Here is a 19,943-nt window from a genome sequence, read left to right as displayed (position 1 = left end):
GTAGTTCTTCGTCTGTGCTGGGTGTAGCCCGAGTACATCCTTGCTGCCAACTATACTCGTTCTGTGAAATCCTTCAGGGTCTTGCTCGTCTTTGTGCTGATGCCACATACCGAATCAATCTGCCGGGCATACCGACTAATCGTGGATACCGATATCCCGTAATAATCTGCAACCTCACGATAGGTGACCCGTTGGTGATTCATTTTAGCCGTCAGATACTCCAGCGCTGCAGACCAGCCTTCTACATGCTGAATCACGAGCTCATGCCCGACATGATTCACATACTCAGACCAGAGCTGCTTCAGATCATTGATCTGAGCAGCGTCATAGCGTTGTCCCATGACGGAGACAGCTCTGTCGAGAACAGCCTGAAGCTGAATGTTGGCAGAATCCGAGAACATCGTTTCACTTCGCAGCTTCTCCGGAATGGCCGTGACAGAAGGGGCTGCTTCCTGCTCAGGTTGCTCTACTTCCATTTCACGGAGCACCTTGGTGGCCGCTTGATACAAGGTGTCACTCAGACCCGTCTCGGTGAGGAATGTCTCAAGTGCCTGCCGTACCTCCTCATCACCGATCAATTCCAGGGCATGAATCACCTGAAGCCTAGTTGCATCATCACCATGATGCAGAGCCCAGAAGAAGGAAGAGCGCACAAGTGGGTCCTTCTTCATATCGTCGGGCATACTGCGCGAACCATATTTCTCCCACAGCTTAAACTGCTCGTCGAACGGCAGATGGTAGTGATAGCTCAGCTTCTCAAGGTGCTTCCCCTGAGACTTAAGCTCATTCATTCGGGACAGATAGAACCTTGGAATCTCGGAGGAAGGATCCAGCTTCTGCACCTTCGCCCACAATCGCAAGGCCTCGTCATATCGTCCTGTATTGCTGGCCGCTACGGCAGCATAGTGGTACAAGGAAGGGTCCGTTCCACTCTCGGTCTGCCGCAACAGTCGCCGGAAATGGTGATACGCCTCTTCATGATGCTCCAGAATGCCCATGGTTGTGCCTAGCTTGAACACTTGATCATGCTGGAAGGGAATTGTGACCGCGAGAGTCTTGATCAATGTGTCCAGATGGGGACCACCGCCCTCATTCTGATAGAAGATCGCCAGATTGCACAGGGCATGCAGATTGCCTGGATCAGACTCCAGCACTTGTAGAATGGTCTCTTTGGCCTTCTTGAACATGCCCATGTAGTAGTAGGACAACGCCAGATTGTTACGGGCTGCAAGCAGTTCAGGCTGATCACCCGAGATCTGCTCCAGCAGTTTCGCCGCTTGGGCGAATTTGCCCTCTTCCAGCAGCTTTCTGGCTTGATCATGCTCGACAACTCCACCCCGAGCCTTGATCCGGTTCAGCTTGGTTGGACGATTCAGCTCATAGTACAGGAGCTCCATCATGTCCTCTGCCTCTTCCAGATACTGCCCCTCTGCGTCTTCCTCCAGATAGGTGACCAAGGCACGCTCCGCCTCTTCAAATTGTTCCATATTGGCATAGTTATTAGCCATATAGAAGTAGCATTCCGTCATTGATGGATTGACATGCGTCAACACGTGGTCGAGCACCTCGTTGGAACCTGTATAATTCCCCATCTCTGATAATATACCCGCCATATTGCAATGATTCACCGGATTATCCGGTTCATATTCCACAGCTTTGCGAAAATATTTCAATGCCTTGTCATAATGATTGCGATCCAGCGAGCGGACGGCTCTCTCGAAGAAAAAGGACGCGTCGAGACGCAAAGTGATCATATTGGAGCGAGTGTCCGTAACCCGCAGGTTTTTGCCTTTCATAATAACAAAGGCACCTCCTTTAACTTGCTATTGAGCCTATCTATTATAACATAACTTGATTGCCACTTCTCACAGAAATCAGCAAGTTATTTTTGGCACCAGCTCCGGACAACGCATTACAATATGCTTCACTTTTCTCTTCCCTGTGAGCTGCAATTACGAGCAATTCACCTCTGACCGGAGATTGAACTGAGTGTTTACGATAGGGGCTACTCTATGTTGAGCTCACGATCCCCCAAATTAGCAAATGTTCAGTAATAAAAATCCAAAAAGACGCATGGCATTTAAATGCCTGCGTCCTTGAACAGGGTAGCAATCGAGCCACCATCCATAATTATGCGAACAGCCTGAGCCAGCATAGGAGCAACGGAGAGCACCTTAAGCCGCTCCATCCCTTCTGCGGATAGCTTGATGGAGTCCGTAACGACAATCTCCCGGATGAATGGATGATTCAGCTTGTCCAGAGCACCGCCCGAGAACAGCCCATGCGTGGCACAGACGATGACTGGCTGTGAGCCTCTTTCCCTCAAGCTCTCGACCACATTCACAATCGTCGTTCCTGTATCGATCAGATCCTCAATAATAATCGGCGTACGCCCCTCCACATCTCCGATAACGTGCGTAATGACAGACTCATTATGAGCAGGACGCTTCTTGATCATGATGGCAAACGGGGAATCCAGTTGATTCGCCAGCTTCTCTGCCATGGAGGCACGGCCTGCATCTGGGGATACAACTACGGGACGTTCAAGAGACTGCGAACAGAGATGCTCACTAATTAGATCCAGAGCGGTTAAATGATCCACCGGAATATTAAAAAAGCCTTGAATAGCTGCCGCATGCAAATCCAGCGTCACGACACGTGTAGCCCCTACCGTAGTCAGGACATCAGCCAGCATCTTGGCGGAAATCGGCTCGCGTGGAGCCGCCTTGCGCTCCTGTCTCGCATAACCGTAGTAAGGTACCACAATATTAATTGTTCGGGCAGAAGCACGCTTAGCCGCATCAATCATGACAAGTAGCTCCACGAACAGCTCATTGATAGGGTGCGCGAGGGATTGCACCAGGAACACATCACAGTTACGTATGCTCTCCTCATAGTGAACATAGACTTCTCCACTCTTGAAACGCGATAGCTTGATGCGCCCCAATTCTACGCCCAGCTTGTCACATATGCTCGCAGCAAGCTCAGGATTCGATGATCCCGAGAAAATCCGCAGACTCTGTTGCATGCTTGTCCTCCCCCGACCTTCCATTCAATATAAGAAAAACGTCATCTGAGCTTCTATATACTTCATGTTTCTCTAAGTGGATTATAACGCCCTTTAGCCGCTAGAGCTATGAAAATAACCGATCTTGCTCAGACACGTATGCCTTCGAATCGAGATCGGTTACTGCTGTAAGTTACCCTTTATTATTCGACGTCCATAATATCCTGCTCATTCATTCTAACCGTTCCTGTTAGAGTCTTATGCCAGCTCGACGAATGAGCGCTCTCTATTCCGAAAGACTGCCAGCTCCCGATATCCCACATCATAGAGCAGCGCACGCGCTTCCTCCAGATGCTCGGACAGCTTGAGCGGATCATGCGCATCCGAGCCCAGCGTTACAGGAATCGCCAGTTGCCGTGCTTCTTCCAGAATGCGCTGACTTGGGAACATCTCCGCACATGGCTTCGATAACCCCGAAGCGTTCAGCTCCATTGCTCGACCACTGCGGGCTATCGCGCTCAGCGTCGCACGCTCCAGCTCCCGAAGCTCCTCCTCCTCGGATGGCTCCGGGTAATGACCGAACCGCTTAATGACATCAAGATGACCCATAATATCGTAGAAGCCGGTGGCAGCTGCTTTGGACACTGCATCATAGTACCTTGCATACACCTCAAGGACACGCTGACCTTCCCAGTTGTGAACCTGACGATAGTCGCTCACGTCCCATTCCCCGAGAAAATGCACCGAACCGATAACATAATCCCACGGATAGGCCTTTACGATCTTCTCGATCTCACGCTCCCAGCCCTCAATGTAGTCACCCTCCAGACCAACTCGAATATCAATCTGATCCTTGTAGCGCTCCTTCAGGCTCAAGCACTCCTCAACATAACGGGGCAGCTCCTCCATAGCCATGGCCATCTCGGGATAATACGTCGCAGGGTTCACATGAAGCAGAGGCATATGATCAGACAAGCCCAGTTGGTCGAGACCAAGCCGAATCCCCTGCTGAACGTACTCCTCCAGACTGCCGACTGCGTGCCCACAACGGGCATGGTGTGTATGATAATCAATACGCACAGCCTTTCCCCCTTTATGTGATCAAAATCCAGTTTCTCACAAGCTCTAGATAAACGTTATGAAAGCTGAATTACTAATGCGCGATAAGCGCACCCCGATCCCGATTAATCCCGTCGAGGACGTTCGTGTCGGCGCTCCAGCTCCGTCATGATCTCATCCAGTGGAAGCTTACGCTCCTGCAGTAGCACCAGCAGATGATACAGCAGATCACTTACCTCCAGCCGTAGCTCGTCATTATCCTGATTCTTGGCAGCAATGATCGTCTCCGACGTCTCCTCGCCCACCTTCTTCAGAATCTTGTCGATGCCTTTTTCGAACAGATATGTGGTATAGGCCCCCTCAGGGCGCGTACGCTCACGCTCGGCAATCACTGCTTCCAGCTCAGCCAGTACAGCGAAGCGATCCGGACGAGAGCTATTGGTCTCACCTGTAGCGGAGACTTCCTTGCCCGGAAGAACAATCTCGCGGTCGAAGCATGTAATAGCTCCCGTGTGGCAAGCCGGACCTGCGGGGTGTACGCGTACAAGCAGAGCATCTCCGTCACAATCCAGATTCAAGGATGCAATCCGCTGTGTATTGCCCGAGGTAGCTCCCTTATGCCATAGCTCTTGTCTAGAGCGTGACCAGAACCACGTCTCCCCACTCTCCAGGGATTTACGCAGAGACTCCCTGTTCATATAGGCCAATGTCAGTACCTGCCCAGTCACCGCATCCTGTACAATCGCAGGCGCTAGACCGGCCTCATCCCATCGCACATTCTCCACGACCTGCTCCAGGGAGATTTGCTCGTTAATTTCACTACTCGTCATCGAATCTCCACTCCCCTGTTCTTCAAATCTTTCTTCAATTCCTGAATGGCAATCTCTTTATAGTGAAAAATCGTAGCCGCTAGTCCTGCATCAGCGCCGCCTTCGGTGAACACGTCGTAGAAGTGCTCCTTCTTGCCAGCACCACCGGAAGCAATCACGGGTATGCTGATCCGATCAGCTACCGCCGCAGTCAAGGCGAGATCGAAGCCATCCTTCGTTCCGTCCGCATCCATGCTCGTCAGCAGAATCTCACCTGCTCCCAGCTTCTCCACATCGCTTGCCCACTGTAGCGCTCGAATGCCGGAAGCTGTGCGTCCACCATGGGTGTACACTTCCCACTCGCCCCAGGCTTCGTTATATCTGGCATCGATGGCTACCACGACACATTGTGATCCGAACCCACGGGCTCCATCCGTAATCAGCTTCGGGTTCAATAACGCAGCTGTATTAATGCTAATCTTGTCCGCTCCAGCTCGCAAGATCCGCTTCATATCGTCGACGTGAGATATTCCTCCTCCGACCGTGAAGGGAATCGAGATTTCACCTGCGGTCTGACGCACGACCTCTTCCATGGTCGCTCGCCCCTCCACCGAGGCCGAAATGTCGAGAAATACGATTTCATCGGCACCTTCCTGATCATACAGAGCAGCTAATTCTACTGGGTCGCCTGCATCCCGGAGATTGACGAAATTCACACCCTTTACGACGCGGCCATCTTTTACATCCAGACATGGAATAATACGTTTAGCCAGCATCTCCTTACCTCCCCGCCACGATTTACATTTACCTAACACCAGAATCACGTACACCACAAGACATGCTCCGGTCGTTTGCTTCTTACAATAGTTCGAATCCTGTACCCGACTCTGGCTCTATTATTCCGCTCCAGTCACGGCACGAATTGCTTCATCCAGTTGAATGCTGCCCGTATACAGCGCCTTGCCCACAATCGCTCCGCCAATGCCTTCCTTGGCATGAGAGGACAGCTTCAGCAGATCGTCCATCGTGCTGACACCACCCGAGGCAATGACCTGACGACCGCTGCTCTTGGCCAATGACAGGATCGCTTCAACATTCGGCCCCTGCATCATACCGTCACGCGATATATCGGTGAAAATGAACGTCTCTGCGCCTTTGGCAGCCAGCTCACGAGCGAGCTCTTCAGCCTTGACCTCCGAGGTCTCCAGCCAGCCGCGTGTCGCTACGTATCCATTTCTGGCATCCAATCCAATAGCAATCTTGTCTCCGTAGGTGCCGAGCACCTCCTCTGTAAAGGCACGATCCTCGATAGCAGCTGTCCCCAGAATCACTCTGCTTACACCGAGTGACAGCACACGGTCCACATCCGCCCGCGTCCGCAAGCCGCCTCCGACCTGAACAGGCACCTGTACCGAAGATGTGATGCTGCGGATAATATCATCATTCACGGGATGACCGGCCTTCGCCCCATCAAGATCTACCAGATGAATGAAAGTCCCACCCAGTCGCTCCCACTCACGAGCTACCTCAAGTGGATTGTCGTTGTATACCGTCTCACGGTTGTAATCCCCTTGTATCAACCTTACACATTTACCGTCCCGAATATCAATAGCGGGATAGATCGTGAACATACGCTGCCTCCCTGTACTGTGAATTCATATGTTGAGAGTCGAATTGACTCATTGATTATGCTTTATCATCTGTCATAGCAAGAAAATTCCCTAACAGGGCAATCCCCAGCTCCCCGCTCTTCTCCGGGTGGAACTGCATGCCATAGACAGTGCCACGCCCTACAATGGCGGTAACAGGTCCGCCGTAATCCGTTACAGAGAGCAGATCACTAGCAGATTCCGTCTGTGCGTGATAGGAATGCACGAAGTAGACGTGACCTTCCTCTAGTCCTCGAAATAGCGGATGATCTCCTTGGGAGAAATGCAGACGATTCCATCCCATATGTGGCACCTTCAGCCCAGAATTGGCGGCGAACCGTACTACGGTACCAGGCAAAATATCCAGTCCCTCGTGCTCACCGTATTCTTCACCCCGGCTAAATAGCAGCTGCATCCCTAGGCATACACCTAGTAGCGGCTGTCCAGAGGCAGCTACATCCTTCATCACCTTATCCAGTCCGCTCTTGCGCAGCTGCTCCATGGCATCCCCAAATGCGCCAACCCCTGGCAGGATGACACCTGCAGCAGAACGGATCATCTGCTCATCGCTCGTCACCACAGCCTCGTATCCAAGCCGCTCTACAGCCTTGCTGACACTATGCAGATTGCCACGGCCATAATCTACAATCGCGATGGTCACGTTACAGCACCCCTTTCGTCGAAGGAACACCTTTCACACGCGGATCAATAGACGTCGCTTCGTCCAGTGCACGTCCCAGTGCCTTGAACACCGCTTCAATCATATGATGCGTATTCTGACCGTAATGCACAATGACATGCAGCGTCATCCGAGCTTCAAGTGCGAACTTCCAGAGGAACTCATGAACGAGCTCTGTCGAGAAGCTCCCCACCTGAGCTGAAGGATACTCAGCACGGTACTCGAAGTGTGGACGATTGCTCAGATCAATAACCACCTGGGCAAGCGCCTCATCCATGGGAACAAATACACTCGCATACCGCTTGATGCCTTTCTTGTCTCCCAACGCCTCCTGCAGCGTCTGTCCCAGGCAAATACCGATATCCTCCACCGTATGATGGTCGTCGATCTCAATATCGCCTCGTGCCTGCACCTTCAGATCGAATTGCCCGTGCTTCGCAAATAAATCCAGCATATGATTCAGGAAAGGAACATCGGTCTCAAGCTCTGTCTGGCCTGTCCCATCAATTGCAAATGCCAATTGGATATCAGTCTCATTTGTTTTACGGCTGATGTCAGCCGTCCGAGCTTGTACTGTATTATTGTTGTCCATCTTGGGATCACGCCTCTCCTTCATTAATTAACCGTACCAGAATAGCTCTGGCATGCGCTTCAAGACCCTCGTGTCTCGCCAGCTCCATGATGGTCTCCCCGTTCTTCAGCAACGCTTCCTTGCTGTAGTAGATCAGGCTGGATTTCTTGATGAAATCGTCCACATCTACAGGTGAAGAGAATCTCGCTGTACCATTGGTCGGGATAATATGATTTGGTCCTGCAAAATAATCCCCTACAGGCTCTGAGCTATACGGTCCAAGGAAGATTGCCCCGGCATTCTCGATTCGGCCAACGTATTCCATTGGATTCTCAACCATAATCTCCAGATGCTCTGGAGCCAAGCGGTTCACAATAGAGAGCCCCTCCGTAATGTCCTCTACGACCACGATAGACCCATAATTCGCTACAGAGGCAGCAGCAATCTCCCGGCGTGGCAAATCAGCCAACTGGCGCTCCACCTCCGCAGATACCGCCTCAGCAAGCTGCTGTGATGGCGTAACCAGAATGGCAGAAGCCATCTCATCATGCTCAGCCTGTGACAACAGGTCTGCTGCCACATAGACAGGGTTGGCCGTATCGTCGGCCAGCACTACAATCTCACTCGGTCCAGCTATGCTATCAATATCAACGGCACCATAGACCTCACGTTTGGCGAGAGCTACGTAGATGTTCCCGGGACCGCAGATTTTATCCACCGGGCGAATGCCGTCCGTTCCATAGGCAAGGGCTGCGATCGCTTGTGCACCACCTACACGATACACTTCAGTTACGCCTGCCTCAGCAGCAGCCACCAGTGTATACGGGTCGATGCCTTCCTTTCCGTTCGTTGCCGGAGGCGTTACCATCACGATCTCAGGAACTCCGGCCACCTGTGCAGGTATGACATTCATTAGCACGGAGGATGGATACGCGGCTTTTCCACCAGGCACATATACACCTACTCGCTGCAGAGGTCGCAATACTTGACCCAACAACGTACCGTCCGGCTGCAGATCCATCCAGGATGTGCGCTTCTGCTTGACATGAAAGGCTCGAATCTGCGCTGCCGTGGCTCGAATCGCTTCCACGAAAGTTGGCTCCACCCGGTCATAAGCTGCTGTCAGCTCCTCTGGTGAGACCCGCAGTGAAGCGCCAGACAGACTTACTTTGTCAAAAAGCTCCGTATATCGCTGCAGCGCCTGGTCACCTTCCTCACGCACTGCACGAATAATGTCCTTCACGGCTGCATTCTGCTCTGGTGTTCCGTAATCCACTTCACGCTGCAGCTGCAGGTCACGGGCTGCTACTATCTTCATTACCGTTCCTCCTCCGTACACATCCGATCCATCTGAATCCTTAAATACTATATAACTGAACTCTAGCTGTAGCTCAGATACACTATCCACTTTGCTTGACGGCCCCAGGAATCACCTGCTGCAGTCGATCGCATATCGCCTGGATCCGTTCATTCTTCATCCGGTAGCTGACTCGATTCGAGATGAGACGGCTTGTAATCTCGAAGATCTCGTGCTGCTCTACCAGCCCGTTCTCACGCAGCGTCTGGCCAGTTTCGACCATATCCACAATCCGGTCCGCGAGGCCAATCAGCGGAGCTAATTCAATGGAGCCATTAAGCTTGATGACCTCCACCTGCTCGCCATGCTCTCGAAAGTATTGCGAGGCTACCTGCGGATACTTGGTCGCCACGCGCTGGCGAATGCCAGGTTGCCAGTTCGGCAACCCGATGACGGACATGCGGCAGCGTGCGATACCCAGATCCAGTAGCTCGTACACATCCTTGTTCTCTTCCATTAAAACATCCTTGCCTACAATACCGATATCAGCCACACCGTATTCCACGTAGGTCGGCACGTCTACCGGCTTGGCCATGATGAATTCCATCCCCAGCTCCGGCAATGGAATGACCAGCTTGCGCGTATCATCCACATCCTCTGGAATCGGAATACCAGCCTCCCGGAATAGCACCGAAGCCTGCTTGTAGATCCGCCCCTTGGGCATGGCGACTTTCAGAATCTCGGTCATTCGTAATCCCTCCTATCGTGTTATATTCCCGGCCGAGTGGCCAATCCCTTTTCATAGGTGATGATTTCAGTATAAGCAGTGGCCGAAGCTTCCGTATCGGCTGTGCCTCCCAGTATTCCAGTAATAACCACCTTACCCGCTTCACGCAATCGTGTAGCCTCGGTCAGAGCCTCTCTGCGACTCTCAGCGTCATATCGAATGAACACGGTATGCTGCTCCGTCACCTGTTGCTCTTCCATTCCATCCACGATCCGGTTGGTCTTCAGAGCGAAGCCCGTAGCTGGCACATCCCGTCCAAATTGCTGCAGCAAATTATCATATCTTCCTCCACTGGCGACAGGAGAACCGATTCCCGCAGCATAGCCCTCGAATATCATGCCCGTATAATAGGAAAAATCGCCAATCATCGTCAGGTCAATGAGCACATGCTCGGATACACCATAAGCCTCCAGCACCTCCCATACCTTGCAGAGATGTGAGACAGAATCCACTGCCAGCGGATTCGAGCTCAGCTCCGTAGCCTGATCGCAAATCTCTTTCCCGCCACGCAGACGCAGAATAGCTTCCAGTTGATTCTGTGCCTCTTCTGAAGCATCTGCACCCTTCCCAGAATTTGTCGAGAAAAGCTGTTGCACAGCGGCACGATAGCCGACCACATCACGTCTTAGTAGTAGCTCCTTCAGCAGCTTCTGATCCTCCGTCTGACCCGGAATAATCTCCTCGAACAGTCCATTCAGAAATCCGACGTGACCCATTGCAATCTTGAAGGATTGCACACCGGCGGCCTGAAGTGAAGCGATCGCCAGTGCCACGACCTCTGCATCAGCCTCAGGAGAGTCATCTCCCACCAGCTCCAGTCCAGTCTGGAAAAACTCCGCCTCACGACCCGCCTCCTCCTCAATAGCCCGAAAGACATTCGCATGATAGGACAATCTCAACGGTAGGGCCTCTGCCTTCAGAAGAGAGGATACAACACGAGCGATCGGTGCCGTCATATCAGAACGGAGGACGAGCGTAGTACCTCGGTTATTCAACAATTTGAAGAGCTTATGATCCGAGGTTGAGCTAGCAACACCAACTGTGTCATAGTATTCCATGCTCGGGGTTATAATCTGTTGATAGCCCCAGCGCTCCATACAAGCAAGCACCTTGCTCTCAATATCGCGAAGCCGTGCCACTACATGTGGTAGATAATCTCTTACCCCGATCGGTTTCTCGAATCCCTTCGGCTTGGACATATTTATTCACTCCATTTATAAGATCAGTTATCGTTTAATAGAAACATTGTAGAAAGTTTTGTTCTTTTCTACAGTACCAGCATTACACTTATATTCATCGTCACATGTACATCCATGACTACATTGTACCTGTTACTGCAAATCACTTCACTATGGTAAAGTGCTAACAAATTAAAGCGTTCGATATTTCGCTATATTAACATGAATACCCTTATTCAGTCAATTGCGAACCTTTGGCTAGCCTTAGAGCGGCAAGGTACAAATACGATTGTTATCTCTAATCTACAATGTTATCTATAGTCTGCGTAGCTAGTGAGAATCATAGCAATAAATACACAAAAAAGGTCAACCAGCAATTGCTGGCTAACCTGATCATACGAAAACGGCCCAAATGCCCAAAGATGGCCGAACAATCTAAAGATTCAATGGGCGTTTCCTAAATGTTAGCTCGACGTGGCTGAACCTTGGATGAGTCCTTCCCTGCTGTTGGCAGATAGGACCTGGGCACACTCCCCAGGAAAATTCTAACGAATGGGACATAGCGGAAGCCGAAGGCAACCATCAGCCAGGTAAGGAAGAGAGCAACCACCAGCCCCCCAGCGATCCATACAACATAGGTAAAGGAATCAATCGGGATGTGGTACCGGAAACGGCGATATACAGCCAGCACCAACGGATGGATCAGATAGATTGCAAAGGATGCCTCTCCCATCCGAATCAGGAAGGTCACCACAGCCTGATTTGCTCTCGCATACAGCCTGAAGGCGCTATGCAGCAGGACTAGTGCCGATAGCATGGTATGTGCATTCCACAGCAGCTCGTACCATAGCGTATCCACCCATACTCCATCTCGGCGGGCATACAGCCACAAGAGTACGTGTACAATCGACACCGTAAGCCAGCTTCCCCACAGCAGTATCGTACGCCAGCGAAGCGTAGCAGATAGCTCAGACCATGAAGAATTTAGCCAAACTTTGAATCGATCAAAATAAACCGCCACAAAAGCACCCATAAAATAATAAGCAAGATAGGAGATCGACAAGCTTCCTTTATTCACAATCTGCCACTCAAATTTGTTCATGAAGATAAATGCCCACTGCAACACAAGTCCGACGGGAATCGCCCAGCGAACAAGCCAACGCGAGGATTGGAACATTTTCAACAGGAACGGGAACAAAATGTAGAATTGAATACTGATGAATACAAAGTATAAGTGCGTATAATTAGATCCTGTCAGGAGTCTGTACAGAAAAAACTGCAACTGCTCTGTAATCGGTAAATACAACTCTCCGTTCACGGTCTGGGCCAATACGAAATAGCCAAGTGAGATGATGAAATAGGGGAGGAGAATATAGCTCATTCGCTTCCCGTAAAAGCGGCCAATCATCCCTCGGTCAATCGGACGATCATAATAATTGTAGAACAACACAAAGCTGCTCAAGAATATAAATGAAGGGGTGCCGAACTTAAAGAAGATATTCACAAAATTCAATATCCAGTAATAAGGTGATTCCATTGCCTGTATGCCTGCTGCATAGGATGTAGCATGAACATGGAGCACGCCGAGAATAGCCAGGGCTCGGAATATATCAAGTTGCGGCAACCTTTCCTTTTGCTGCCGTGCCATCATCATTCCTCCTTCTTAGACAAGCCTCTCCATTACCTTAGACGATTCACCAGGTTAGATCAACTAATATCCCAATAGTTACCTATATACCACAATGTAACTTGTTTCACATTCACCGGTGCTTCGCTAGTATACAGGCTGATTCTGACTACCAACCAAATGCACCCTGAGAGCAAGCTGAATGTTATAAAGACGCACCTGCCATGTACCAACAAAAAAGGCCCGACTGAAGCTGTCCGGCCTTGTTCGATCATTACACGTCTGTCAAGTATCTGCACTGAATCGGTATGTACTACGAACGCGGCCCAGACTGCTTCAGCTCCCGCAGAGGATTCCCCCCCACAAAGGCTCCTGCCGGGACGTCCTTATGCACAATGGAGCCAGCTGCTACTACTGCACCATCCCCAATGGTTACACCAGGTAGAATGGTTGTATTCGCTCCAACCAGCACCCCATCGCCAATAATGACCTCGCCAAGGCGGTACTCCTGAATCAAATACTCGTGGGCAAGAATGGTCGTGTTGTACCCAATTACGCTATTGGTGCCGATCTTGATCTTCTCGGGAAAGAAAACATCGACCATGACCATCAGCCCGAAGGCCGTGTGCTCACCAATCTGCATGCCGAGCAGCCTGCGGTATATCCAGTTTTTAAGGGGAAGCACTGGGCAATATCGTGCTGCCTGAATGCATATGAAATTCTTGACGCCCTTCCAGGGGCTTACACTTCTGTAGATCTGCCATAGTGCATTCGCGCCTTCAACAGGATAACGTTCCAGTCGTCTCACAGCGCCTCAGAGCCTTGCTTAACCAGCTTGAGCAGATCCCTCATATCATGCAGCATATAGTGCGGCTTATAGCTCAGCAGTGTCTCCTCACCCTTCAGGGACCAAGCCACTCCAGCCGATAGCACACCTGCAGCATGCGCCGCCTGTATATCAAACGAGCTATCTCCAACCATCAGCGTGCGCGCAGGATCAGCATTCAATGCGGAGACCGCTTTTAGTACAGGCTCGGCATGCGGCTTGGGATGCTCTACATCATCCACTGTTACAATAGTACCCATATAAGAGGTCAATCCAAACAAATCAAGCACCCGGTACGAAGATGGACGAATCTTGGTAGTTACTACTCCCATCTGTATACCCATCTCATGCAGAGACTTGATAACCTCCTCCACATGGGGGAACGGCCTGACCATATTGTCATGATGCAGCAGGTTATATGCCCGATATTGACGTACATAGTCAGCTACATCCGCTGCGCCCGTGAAGGTGCGCAGTTGGTTCTCCAAGGTACCGCCCATATGCGGAATGATGTGCTCCCGTGTCAGCGTAGCCGAGCCTTGATCCTTCATAATATGGAGAAATGAGCTGATGATCAGCTCATTCGTATCCATAATGGTACCGTCCAAATCAAATAATACTGTGTTAATCATGATTGCGCTCCTTTGGCTGTGCCTCTGTCTCCTCCGATGCCTCCTCTGCATGGCGGTCTGCGGTATTCGCTTGCGCGGAATCCACCTTCTCAGATGCTGTAGCACCATCTTGTCCATGCTGAACCTTGGTAGAGACAATCGGATCATTGTAGTGCGGCAGATTCGGATACGTTTTACGTCTATATACAATGAAGATAACGGCTGCCAGCACGAGCACAATAGCGAGGAGCTGCGAAATACGTACATTTCCATACGCTGGGTCCAGATAGCCTGGCTCGAATCCAAACCATGTCATTGGGGCCCACAGCCCATTTACGAAGGAAGCTAGCCATTCTGGACTCTGAAAAGCCAGACTGTCTGTTCTCAGACGCTCGATGAAAAAGCGACCAATGGAGTACCAAATGAAATAGCCAGCAAATATCTCCCCAGCACGCACGAATGGGCGGCGGCGAAGCAGCAGAAGCAGGCCTACTCCAATCAGGCTCCAGATGGACTCGTACAAAAAGGCAGGGTGATGGAACACGCCGTTCACATTCATTTGATTCACAATGAAATCTGGTAAATGAAGCTGTGAACGCAAGAAGGATTCCTCTACAGGTCCACCATAGGCTTCCTGATTCATGAAGTTCCCCCAACGTCCGATCATCTGACCAATGAGTAGACCTGGTGCACAGATATCCGCAATCCTCCAGAAGTTGTAGCCTTTGTAGCGGAAGTAAATGACCCCGCAAATAATCGCACCGATCAAAGCCCCGTAGATGGCTATACCGCCGTTCCAGATTTTGAAGACATCGACCAGGTTGTCACGATAATCTTCCCATTTGAAGGCCACGTAATAGATTCTGGCCCCAATGATGGCTGAAGGTACGCCCAGCAGTAGCATATCCATGAAAAAATCCTGAGGAATGCCATAGCGCTTACCCTCACGAATACACAGCAGCAGCCCCACCAGCGCCGCGCATCCAAGAATTAGACCATACCAGTGTACCTTAAGCGGTCCAATAGCGAACGCGATCGGATCTATTAACAGTGTTGCCATATGATTTATCTCACTCCCTGAATGCCAGTGTTTTCTTTAGCCTGAACTCCTGTTCAGAATCAGTCCATATCATCCATATCTTCAGCAATTGTTGCTGTCAGCTTGTTAGTGAACTGCAATGCAGCATTATAGCCCATTTGCTTCAGTCGATAGTTCATTGCAGCTACTTCAATGATAACAGCAAGGTTCCGTCCGGGTCTAACCGGAATAGTGACTAGAGGCACGTCTGTATCAATGATACGTGTAGTCTCTTCATCCAGTCCAAGTCGATCATATTGTTTGTCCTGCTGCCATGCCTCAAGACGAACAACAAGCGTAATACGCTTGTGATTCCGAATAGCACCTGCACCGAATAACGTCATAACATTGATGATACCTACCCCACGAATCTCCAGCAAATGACGGATGAGCTCAGGCGCACTGCCATGCAGCTGAAAGTCTGAGGTCTGACGAATCTCAACCGCATCATCAGCGACCAGACGATGTCCACGCTTCACCAGCTCCAATGCTGTCTCACTCTTACCGATGCCGCTTCCGCCGGTAATAAGCATACCTACCCCGTATACATCACACAATACACCGTGAATGGTAGCTGTAGGCGCTAATTTCCCTTCCAGGAAATTGGTGATTCTACTGGACAAGATTGTGGTGGCCATATTACTGCGCAGCACAGGAATGTCATGCTTGCTACTCGCATCAATCAGCTCCTGCGGCACCTCTAGCTCTCTAGTCACTACAATACACGGCGTATCTTCTGTACAAAGACGCTGCATCCGATCCACTCGCTCCTCTGGTGGGAGCATAGCAAAGAACGCCAGCTCAGTTCTACCCAAGAGCTGCACCCGTTCCTGTGGATGATATTCAAAATATCCGGCCATCTCCAGACCTGGACGATTCAAATCATCTACCGTAATTGGTCTGCGCAACCCCTGTTCACCAGAGATAACTTCCAAATGAAACTGCTGTACGAGTTCGCTCACTTTCACTTTTTTGGGCATGTTTCTCTTCCTTTCAACCTCAGCCGGGTCCGATATGTTATCATACAGAGCCTGCAAGCAAGCTCTGCTGCAATACTCAAGATTTGGAATTACCTAAAGACTGTGAGTAACCATCGAGCGTATAGCAATTCAGCAGATATTAGACAAAACACTTACTTCTTCTACAGATCAACCAAATAAACAAGCTAATGAGCCTTATGTAAGCTGAGTAGTAATAACTCCCCCATGATACATACCCATCGTATAGGAATTTTCAGTTAAATGCAATTGCAGGTGATGCAGAGCTTCATAAGCTATGACTAGCATAAAGTATAACTAGCATAAAGATATAACTGACATAACAACAAGAAGCCACCGAGTTACCTCGGCAGCTTCAACCTTTGTCATATCTCTATTAAGCTAGAAATACGTTGGCTTCGGACTCTTTGTCGAAGATATGGACTTTGTTCATATCAAAGGCCAACGTAGGCTTGCTTCCTTCACGAGTAGTAGAGCGACCATCTACACGAGCAATGACAGTGGAAGGACCTGCGCCTGTCAGGTACAACAGGGTCTCGTGACCCAGGTTCTCTGTAGCATCTACTGTAGTCTTGAAGGTTGTATTCGGGGAAGCTTCCAGGAATACAGGCTCTTCATGAATATCCTCTGGACGAATACCCAGGATAACCTCTTTACCAATATAACCCTTGGATCTAAGGATCTGTGCTCTGCCTTCAGGAACTTCGACGTCCAGATTCTCAGCTTGGAAATGAACCTTACCACTCACTTCCACCAGCTTACCGTTGATGAAGTTCATTGTTGGTGAACCCATGAATCCGGCAACGAAGAGATTCTTCGGACTATTATACAGGTCATCTGGAGAATCCACCTGTTGAATGATTCCTTCGGACATTACTACGATACGGTCACCCATTGTCATCGCTTCAGTCTGGTCATGTGTTACGTAGATAACGGTAGTTTCCAGACGTTTTGCCAATTTAGTGATCTCATTACGCATCGCACCACGCAGCTTGGCATCCAAGTTGGAGAGCGGCTCATCCATCAAGAAGACTTGAGGGTCACGTACGATCGCACGTCCCAAGGCTACACGCTGACGTTGTCCACCGGAGAGAGCCTTCGGCTTACGCTCCAGCAAGTGCTCAATGTCGAGAATTTTTGCTGCTTCACGAACACGTCTTTCGATCTCTTCTTTCTTTACTTTACGGAGCTTCAGACCAAACGCCATGTTTTGGTATACGTTCATATGCGGGTACAGGGCATAGGATTGGAATACCATCGCAATATCCCGATCTTTAGGAGCTACATCATTTACAACACGGTCTCCGATGTATAGCTTACCTTCCGAGATTTCTTCCAGACCTGCGATCATCCGCAGCGTAGTGGATTTACCACAACCCGAAGGACCAACCAATACCAGGAACTCTTTATCTTTAATGTCCAAGTTAACATCAACTACAGTCGCTTTATCGGAACCCGGATACTTTTTGAAAATATGCTCTAAACGTACACCAGCCATGGGTTTTGCCTCCTCAGTTCTCGTAATGAAATCGAATACATTTCCTAATACATATATTACCCGAGCCCTGCCTAACTGGCTATCCACAAACTGCACAAAAAAGCTATTTGCTTTTTGTTACTTTGTACAATAGCAGAATAAGTCTGGCCAAAACCGCATCATTAAAGGTACGCACATCAAGTCCCGTCTCTTGCTTGATCTTATCGAGTCGATAGATGAGGGTATTACGGTGCACATACAATCGCTTCGCCGTCTCACTGACATTACAATCCATCTGAAAAAATGTCTCCAGTGTCGTGAGGGTCTCTGCATCCTCGAACATGGCTGACTGGTTGCCCGCATGCTTCACGAAAAATTTGCGTTGCTCATCAGGGATACTATAGATCATACGCTCCAGGCTTAGCTCCCATGGAAGATGAATATGCTCTGTTACATGGAAGATACGCCCCAGATGAATCGTCTCTCTGAGCAAAGACACTGTTCTTGGTAGTTCTACCAAAGGTGTGATAGATTTGCCGACTGCAATATGGAACACCCCTACCCATTCGCTCGCAACAAGCTCGTACAGCCCGAGGGCAAAGGCCGTAAGCACCTCTTCCATTTGCTCTGCCGTGTTTGTGTCACGTTCATCCTCGGCTCCTACGACGAGTTCTTCCTCCGCCAAGATGAACCACTCCTGATCCTCCAAAGGGATGAGCATGACCACTCCACCAAAATAAGAGTTCAAAAATCTTTGTAGCAAGGCATAGTTCACCTGCCCTGAATGCAAGCCCTCGCCTGTTAGCAGCAGTGGTACCATTGCTGTCTGGAACTGCTGATCTAGCCTTAACTGATGTGGTACACGTTGGTCTTCATCCAATATCGACTGCTCCAGAGCCCACCGCCCCAGTCTTCTCATGCGCCCCTCTTCGTCATCCTCCAGATCTCCCGAGGCATCCCCATGCCCAGGAACACCATCCAGCCAAGCATCCACAAGCCTGCGCTCACGCGGTGAGAGTTGTTGCTCGTCAATTACAAAGGCAAGCTCGGCTCCAGCAGAAGCACGCTTTGGGAAAAAAATCTGGTGCTCATAAATGAAGGATTCTCTCCTTCCCTGCTCCTGATTAACCTGTGGTAACCAAGGCTCGTGCTCCTCCGTAAGCTCAACTATGGAAAAGGTTAAACCCGTAATCTGCTGTAGCTGCTGTAACGTCTCGGTATGATTCATAGCAAATCCCCGCTTTATGTAGAGTATATCTCATATTTTATCACACACGATGAAAATACAAAAAAGCCATCAACGTAAAGTTGATGACTTATATGAATGAGCCATGAAGGACTCGAACCTTCGACACCCTGATTAAAAGTCAGGTGCTCTACCAACTGAGCTAATGGCTCAAATTCTGGTGGAGGATGATGGATTCGAACCACCGAACCCGTAAGGGAGCAGATTTACAGTCTGATGCGTTTGGCCACTTCGCTAATCCTCCAGATTAAGGTGGCTCGGGACGGAATCGAACCGCCGACACGAGGATTTTCAGTCCTCTGCTCTACCGACTGAGCTACCGAGCCATATCAAAAATCCTTATAAAATAAAAATAAAGTGTACAGGGGATACCCCTTTCCACTTTACCAGTGTCTGTCATACTAAACAGTGTAAAGCTTAAGAAAATGGCGGAACTGACGGGATTCGAACCCGCGATCTCCTGCGTGACAGGCAGGCATGTTAGGCCTCTACACCACAGTTCCTCGCATATTTCATAAATGGTGCCGGCGAGAGGACTTGAACCCCCAACCTACTGATTACAAGTCAGTTGCTCTACCAGTTGAGCTACACCGGCACATATGGTGGAGGCTGAGGGGATCGAACCCCCGACCCTCTGCTTGTAAGGCAGATGCTCTCCCAGCTGAGCTAAGCCTCCTGGGTATGTATAGCGGCGGAGGGGATCGAACCCCCGACCTCACGGGTATGAACCGTACGCTCTAGCCAGCTGAGCTACACCGCCATAATAAATGAAGCTTGTACTCCTTAAAAATGTTACTACGGAGAGAGAGGGATTCGAACCCTCGCACCGCTTACGCAGTCTAACCCCTTAGCAGAGGGTCCCCTTATAGCCACTTGGGTATCTCTCCATAATTCCAAGGTGTTACACCCTGAAAACTGGAACCGAAACGAATCATTGCATTTTACTTTAGGATAAGCCCTCGACCGATTAGTACTGGTCAGCTCCATGCATTACTGCACTTCCACCCCCAGCCTATCTACCTCGTCGTCTTCAAGGGGTCTTAC

At 50.0% G+C, this 19,943-nt stretch carries 18 protein-coding genes, 8 tRNA genes and 1 rRNA gene; all 27 read right to left on the bottom strand.

Going from position 1 to position 19,943, the window contains the following annotated elements; genetic code table 11:
• Positions 1–50: 50 nt before the first annotated feature.
• Positions 51–1,796, bottom strand: coding sequence for a tetratricopeptide repeat protein (locus D328_RS0126940; RefSeq protein ID WP_018888150.1), 1,746 nt, complete (start codon positions 1,794–1,796; stop codon positions 51–53).
• A gap of 284 nt (positions 1,797–2,080) precedes the next feature.
• On the bottom strand, positions 2,081–3,028 hold the full coding sequence (locus D328_RS0126935; protein ID WP_018888149.1) for a ribose-phosphate diphosphokinase: 948 nt from the start codon (positions 3,026–3,028) through the stop codon (positions 2,081–2,083).
• Between the two features lie 237 nt (positions 3,029–3,265).
• Positions 3,266–4,087 carry a histidinol-phosphatase HisJ gene (hisJ, locus tag D328_RS0126930; protein ID WP_018888148.1) on the bottom strand — a complete coding sequence of 274 codons (822 nt, stop codon included), beginning with the start codon at positions 4,085–4,087 and terminating at the stop codon, positions 3,266–3,268.
• Positions 4,088–4,191: 104 nt separating this feature from the next.
• Complete coding sequence (gene hisIE, locus D328_RS0126925; RefSeq protein WP_018888147.1) at positions 4,192–4,896, bottom strand: bifunctional phosphoribosyl-AMP cyclohydrolase/phosphoribosyl-ATP diphosphatase HisIE; 705 nt, start codon at positions 4,894–4,896, stop codon at positions 4,192–4,194.
• Positions 4,893–5,651 (bottom strand): imidazole glycerol phosphate synthase subunit HisF, encoded by a 759-nt coding sequence (gene hisF, locus D328_RS0126920; RefSeq protein WP_018888146.1) that lies wholly within the window; start codon positions 5,649–5,651, stop codon positions 4,893–4,895. Before hisF ends, hisIE begins: the two co-directional genes overlap by 4 nt.
• A 120-nt stretch (positions 5,652–5,771) precedes the next feature.
• Positions 5,772–6,506, bottom strand: a complete 735-nt coding sequence (hisA, locus tag D328_RS0126915; protein WP_018888145.1) for a 1-(5-phosphoribosyl)-5-[(5-phosphoribosylamino)methylideneamino]imidazole-4-carboxamide isomerase — start codon at positions 6,504–6,506, stop codon at positions 5,772–5,774.
• A gap of 55 nt (positions 6,507–6,561) precedes the next feature.
• Positions 6,562–7,185 carry an imidazole glycerol phosphate synthase subunit HisH gene (gene hisH, locus D328_RS0126910; RefSeq protein WP_018888144.1) on the bottom strand — a complete coding sequence of 208 codons (624 nt, stop codon included), beginning with the start codon at positions 7,183–7,185 and terminating at the stop codon, positions 6,562–6,564.
• Between the two features lies 1 nt (position 7,186).
• A complete protein-coding gene (gene hisB, locus D328_RS0126905; protein WP_018888143.1) occupies positions 7,187–7,795 on the bottom strand; it encodes an imidazoleglycerol-phosphate dehydratase HisB in 609 nt (202 codons plus the stop codon).
• A 7-nt stretch (positions 7,796–7,802) separates the two neighbouring features.
• Positions 7,803–9,092, bottom strand: coding sequence for a histidinol dehydrogenase (hisD, locus tag D328_RS0126900; RefSeq protein ID WP_018888142.1), 1,290 nt, complete (start codon positions 9,090–9,092; stop codon positions 7,803–7,805).
• 82 nt (positions 9,093–9,174) lie between these two features.
• The gene (gene hisG / locus D328_RS0126895) at positions 9,175–9,819 is read right to left on the bottom strand and encodes an ATP phosphoribosyltransferase (protein ID WP_018888141.1); all 645 of its coding nucleotides are present in this window, start codon (positions 9,817–9,819) and stop codon (positions 9,175–9,177) included.
• Between the two features lie 20 nt (positions 9,820–9,839).
• The gene (locus D328_RS0126890) at positions 9,840–11,057 is read right to left on the bottom strand and encodes an ATP phosphoribosyltransferase regulatory subunit (RefSeq protein ID WP_018888140.1); all 1,218 of its coding nucleotides are present in this window, start codon (positions 11,055–11,057) and stop codon (positions 9,840–9,842) included.
• Positions 11,058–11,493: 436 nt separating this feature from the next.
• Positions 11,494–12,684 carry an acyltransferase gene (locus tag D328_RS0126885; RefSeq protein WP_018888139.1) on the bottom strand — a complete coding sequence of 397 codons (1,191 nt, stop codon included), beginning with the start codon at positions 12,682–12,684 and terminating at the stop codon, positions 11,494–11,496.
• A 292-nt stretch (positions 12,685–12,976) separates the two neighbouring features.
• Positions 12,977–13,471 carry an acyltransferase gene (locus D328_RS0126880; RefSeq protein ID WP_018888138.1) on the bottom strand — a complete coding sequence of 165 codons (495 nt, stop codon included), beginning with the start codon at positions 13,469–13,471 and terminating at the stop codon, positions 12,977–12,979.
• Positions 13,468–14,121: a pyrophosphatase PpaX gene (gene ppaX, locus D328_RS0126875; protein ID WP_018888137.1), complete on the bottom strand. Its 654-nt coding sequence runs from the start codon at positions 14,119–14,121 to the stop codon at positions 13,468–13,470. Before ppaX ends, D328_RS0126880 begins: the two co-directional genes overlap by 4 nt.
• Positions 14,114–15,160, bottom strand: coding sequence for a prolipoprotein diacylglyceryl transferase (gene lgt, locus D328_RS0126870; RefSeq protein ID WP_018888136.1), 1,047 nt, complete (start codon positions 15,158–15,160; stop codon positions 14,114–14,116). Before lgt ends, ppaX begins: the two co-directional genes overlap by 8 nt.
• A 59-nt stretch (positions 15,161–15,219) precedes the next feature.
• Positions 15,220–16,158: an HPr(Ser) kinase/phosphatase gene (gene hprK / locus D328_RS0126865; protein ID WP_018888135.1), complete on the bottom strand. Its 939-nt coding sequence runs from the start codon at positions 16,156–16,158 to the stop codon at positions 15,220–15,222.
• Positions 16,159–16,552: 394 nt separating this feature from the next.
• The gene (locus D328_RS0126860; RefSeq protein WP_018888134.1) at positions 16,553–17,674 is read right to left on the bottom strand and encodes an ABC transporter ATP-binding protein; all 1,122 of its coding nucleotides are present in this window, start codon (positions 17,672–17,674) and stop codon (positions 16,553–16,555) included.
• A 103-nt stretch (positions 17,675–17,777) separates the two neighbouring features.
• Entirely contained in the window at positions 17,778–18,881 is a 1,104-nt protein-coding gene (locus tag D328_RS0126855; protein ID WP_018888133.1) for a PucR family transcriptional regulator, read from the bottom strand.
• A 97-nt stretch (positions 18,882–18,978) separates the two neighbouring features.
• Positions 18,979–19,051 (bottom strand) — tRNA-Lys (locus D328_RS0126850).
• 6 nt (positions 19,052–19,057) lie between these two features.
• Positions 19,058–19,143, bottom strand: a tRNA-Tyr gene (locus D328_RS0126845).
• A 9-nt stretch (positions 19,144–19,152) separates the two neighbouring features.
• Positions 19,153–19,225 (bottom strand) — tRNA-Phe (locus tag D328_RS0126840).
• A 100-nt stretch (positions 19,226–19,325) separates the two neighbouring features.
• A tRNA-Asp gene (locus D328_RS0126835) sits at positions 19,326–19,402 on the bottom strand.
• Between the two features lie 16 nt (positions 19,403–19,418).
• Positions 19,419–19,494 (bottom strand) — tRNA-Thr (locus D328_RS0126830).
• Positions 19,495–19,499: 5 nt separating this feature from the next.
• Positions 19,500–19,575: transfer RNA gene (locus tag D328_RS0126825), tRNA-Val, on the bottom strand.
• Between the two features lie 10 nt (positions 19,576–19,585).
• Positions 19,586–19,659: transfer RNA gene (locus D328_RS0126820), tRNA-Met, on the bottom strand.
• A 38-nt stretch (positions 19,660–19,697) separates the two neighbouring features.
• A tRNA-Ser gene (locus tag D328_RS0126815) sits at positions 19,698–19,786 on the bottom strand.
• Between the two features lie 60 nt (positions 19,787–19,846).
• Positions 19,847–19,943, bottom strand: a 23S ribosomal RNA gene (locus tag D328_RS0126810); the annotation flags it as partial.

The sequence above is a fragment of the Paenibacillus massiliensis 2301065 = DSM 16942 genome (genome assembly GCF_000377505.1).
In the GTDB taxonomy this organism is placed as follows: Bacteria; Bacillota; Bacilli; order Paenibacillales; family Paenibacillaceae; genus Paenibacillus; species Paenibacillus massiliensis.
Note: the sequence above shows the minus strand (reverse complement) of the source record. Positions and strands in the feature narration are given on the sequence as shown.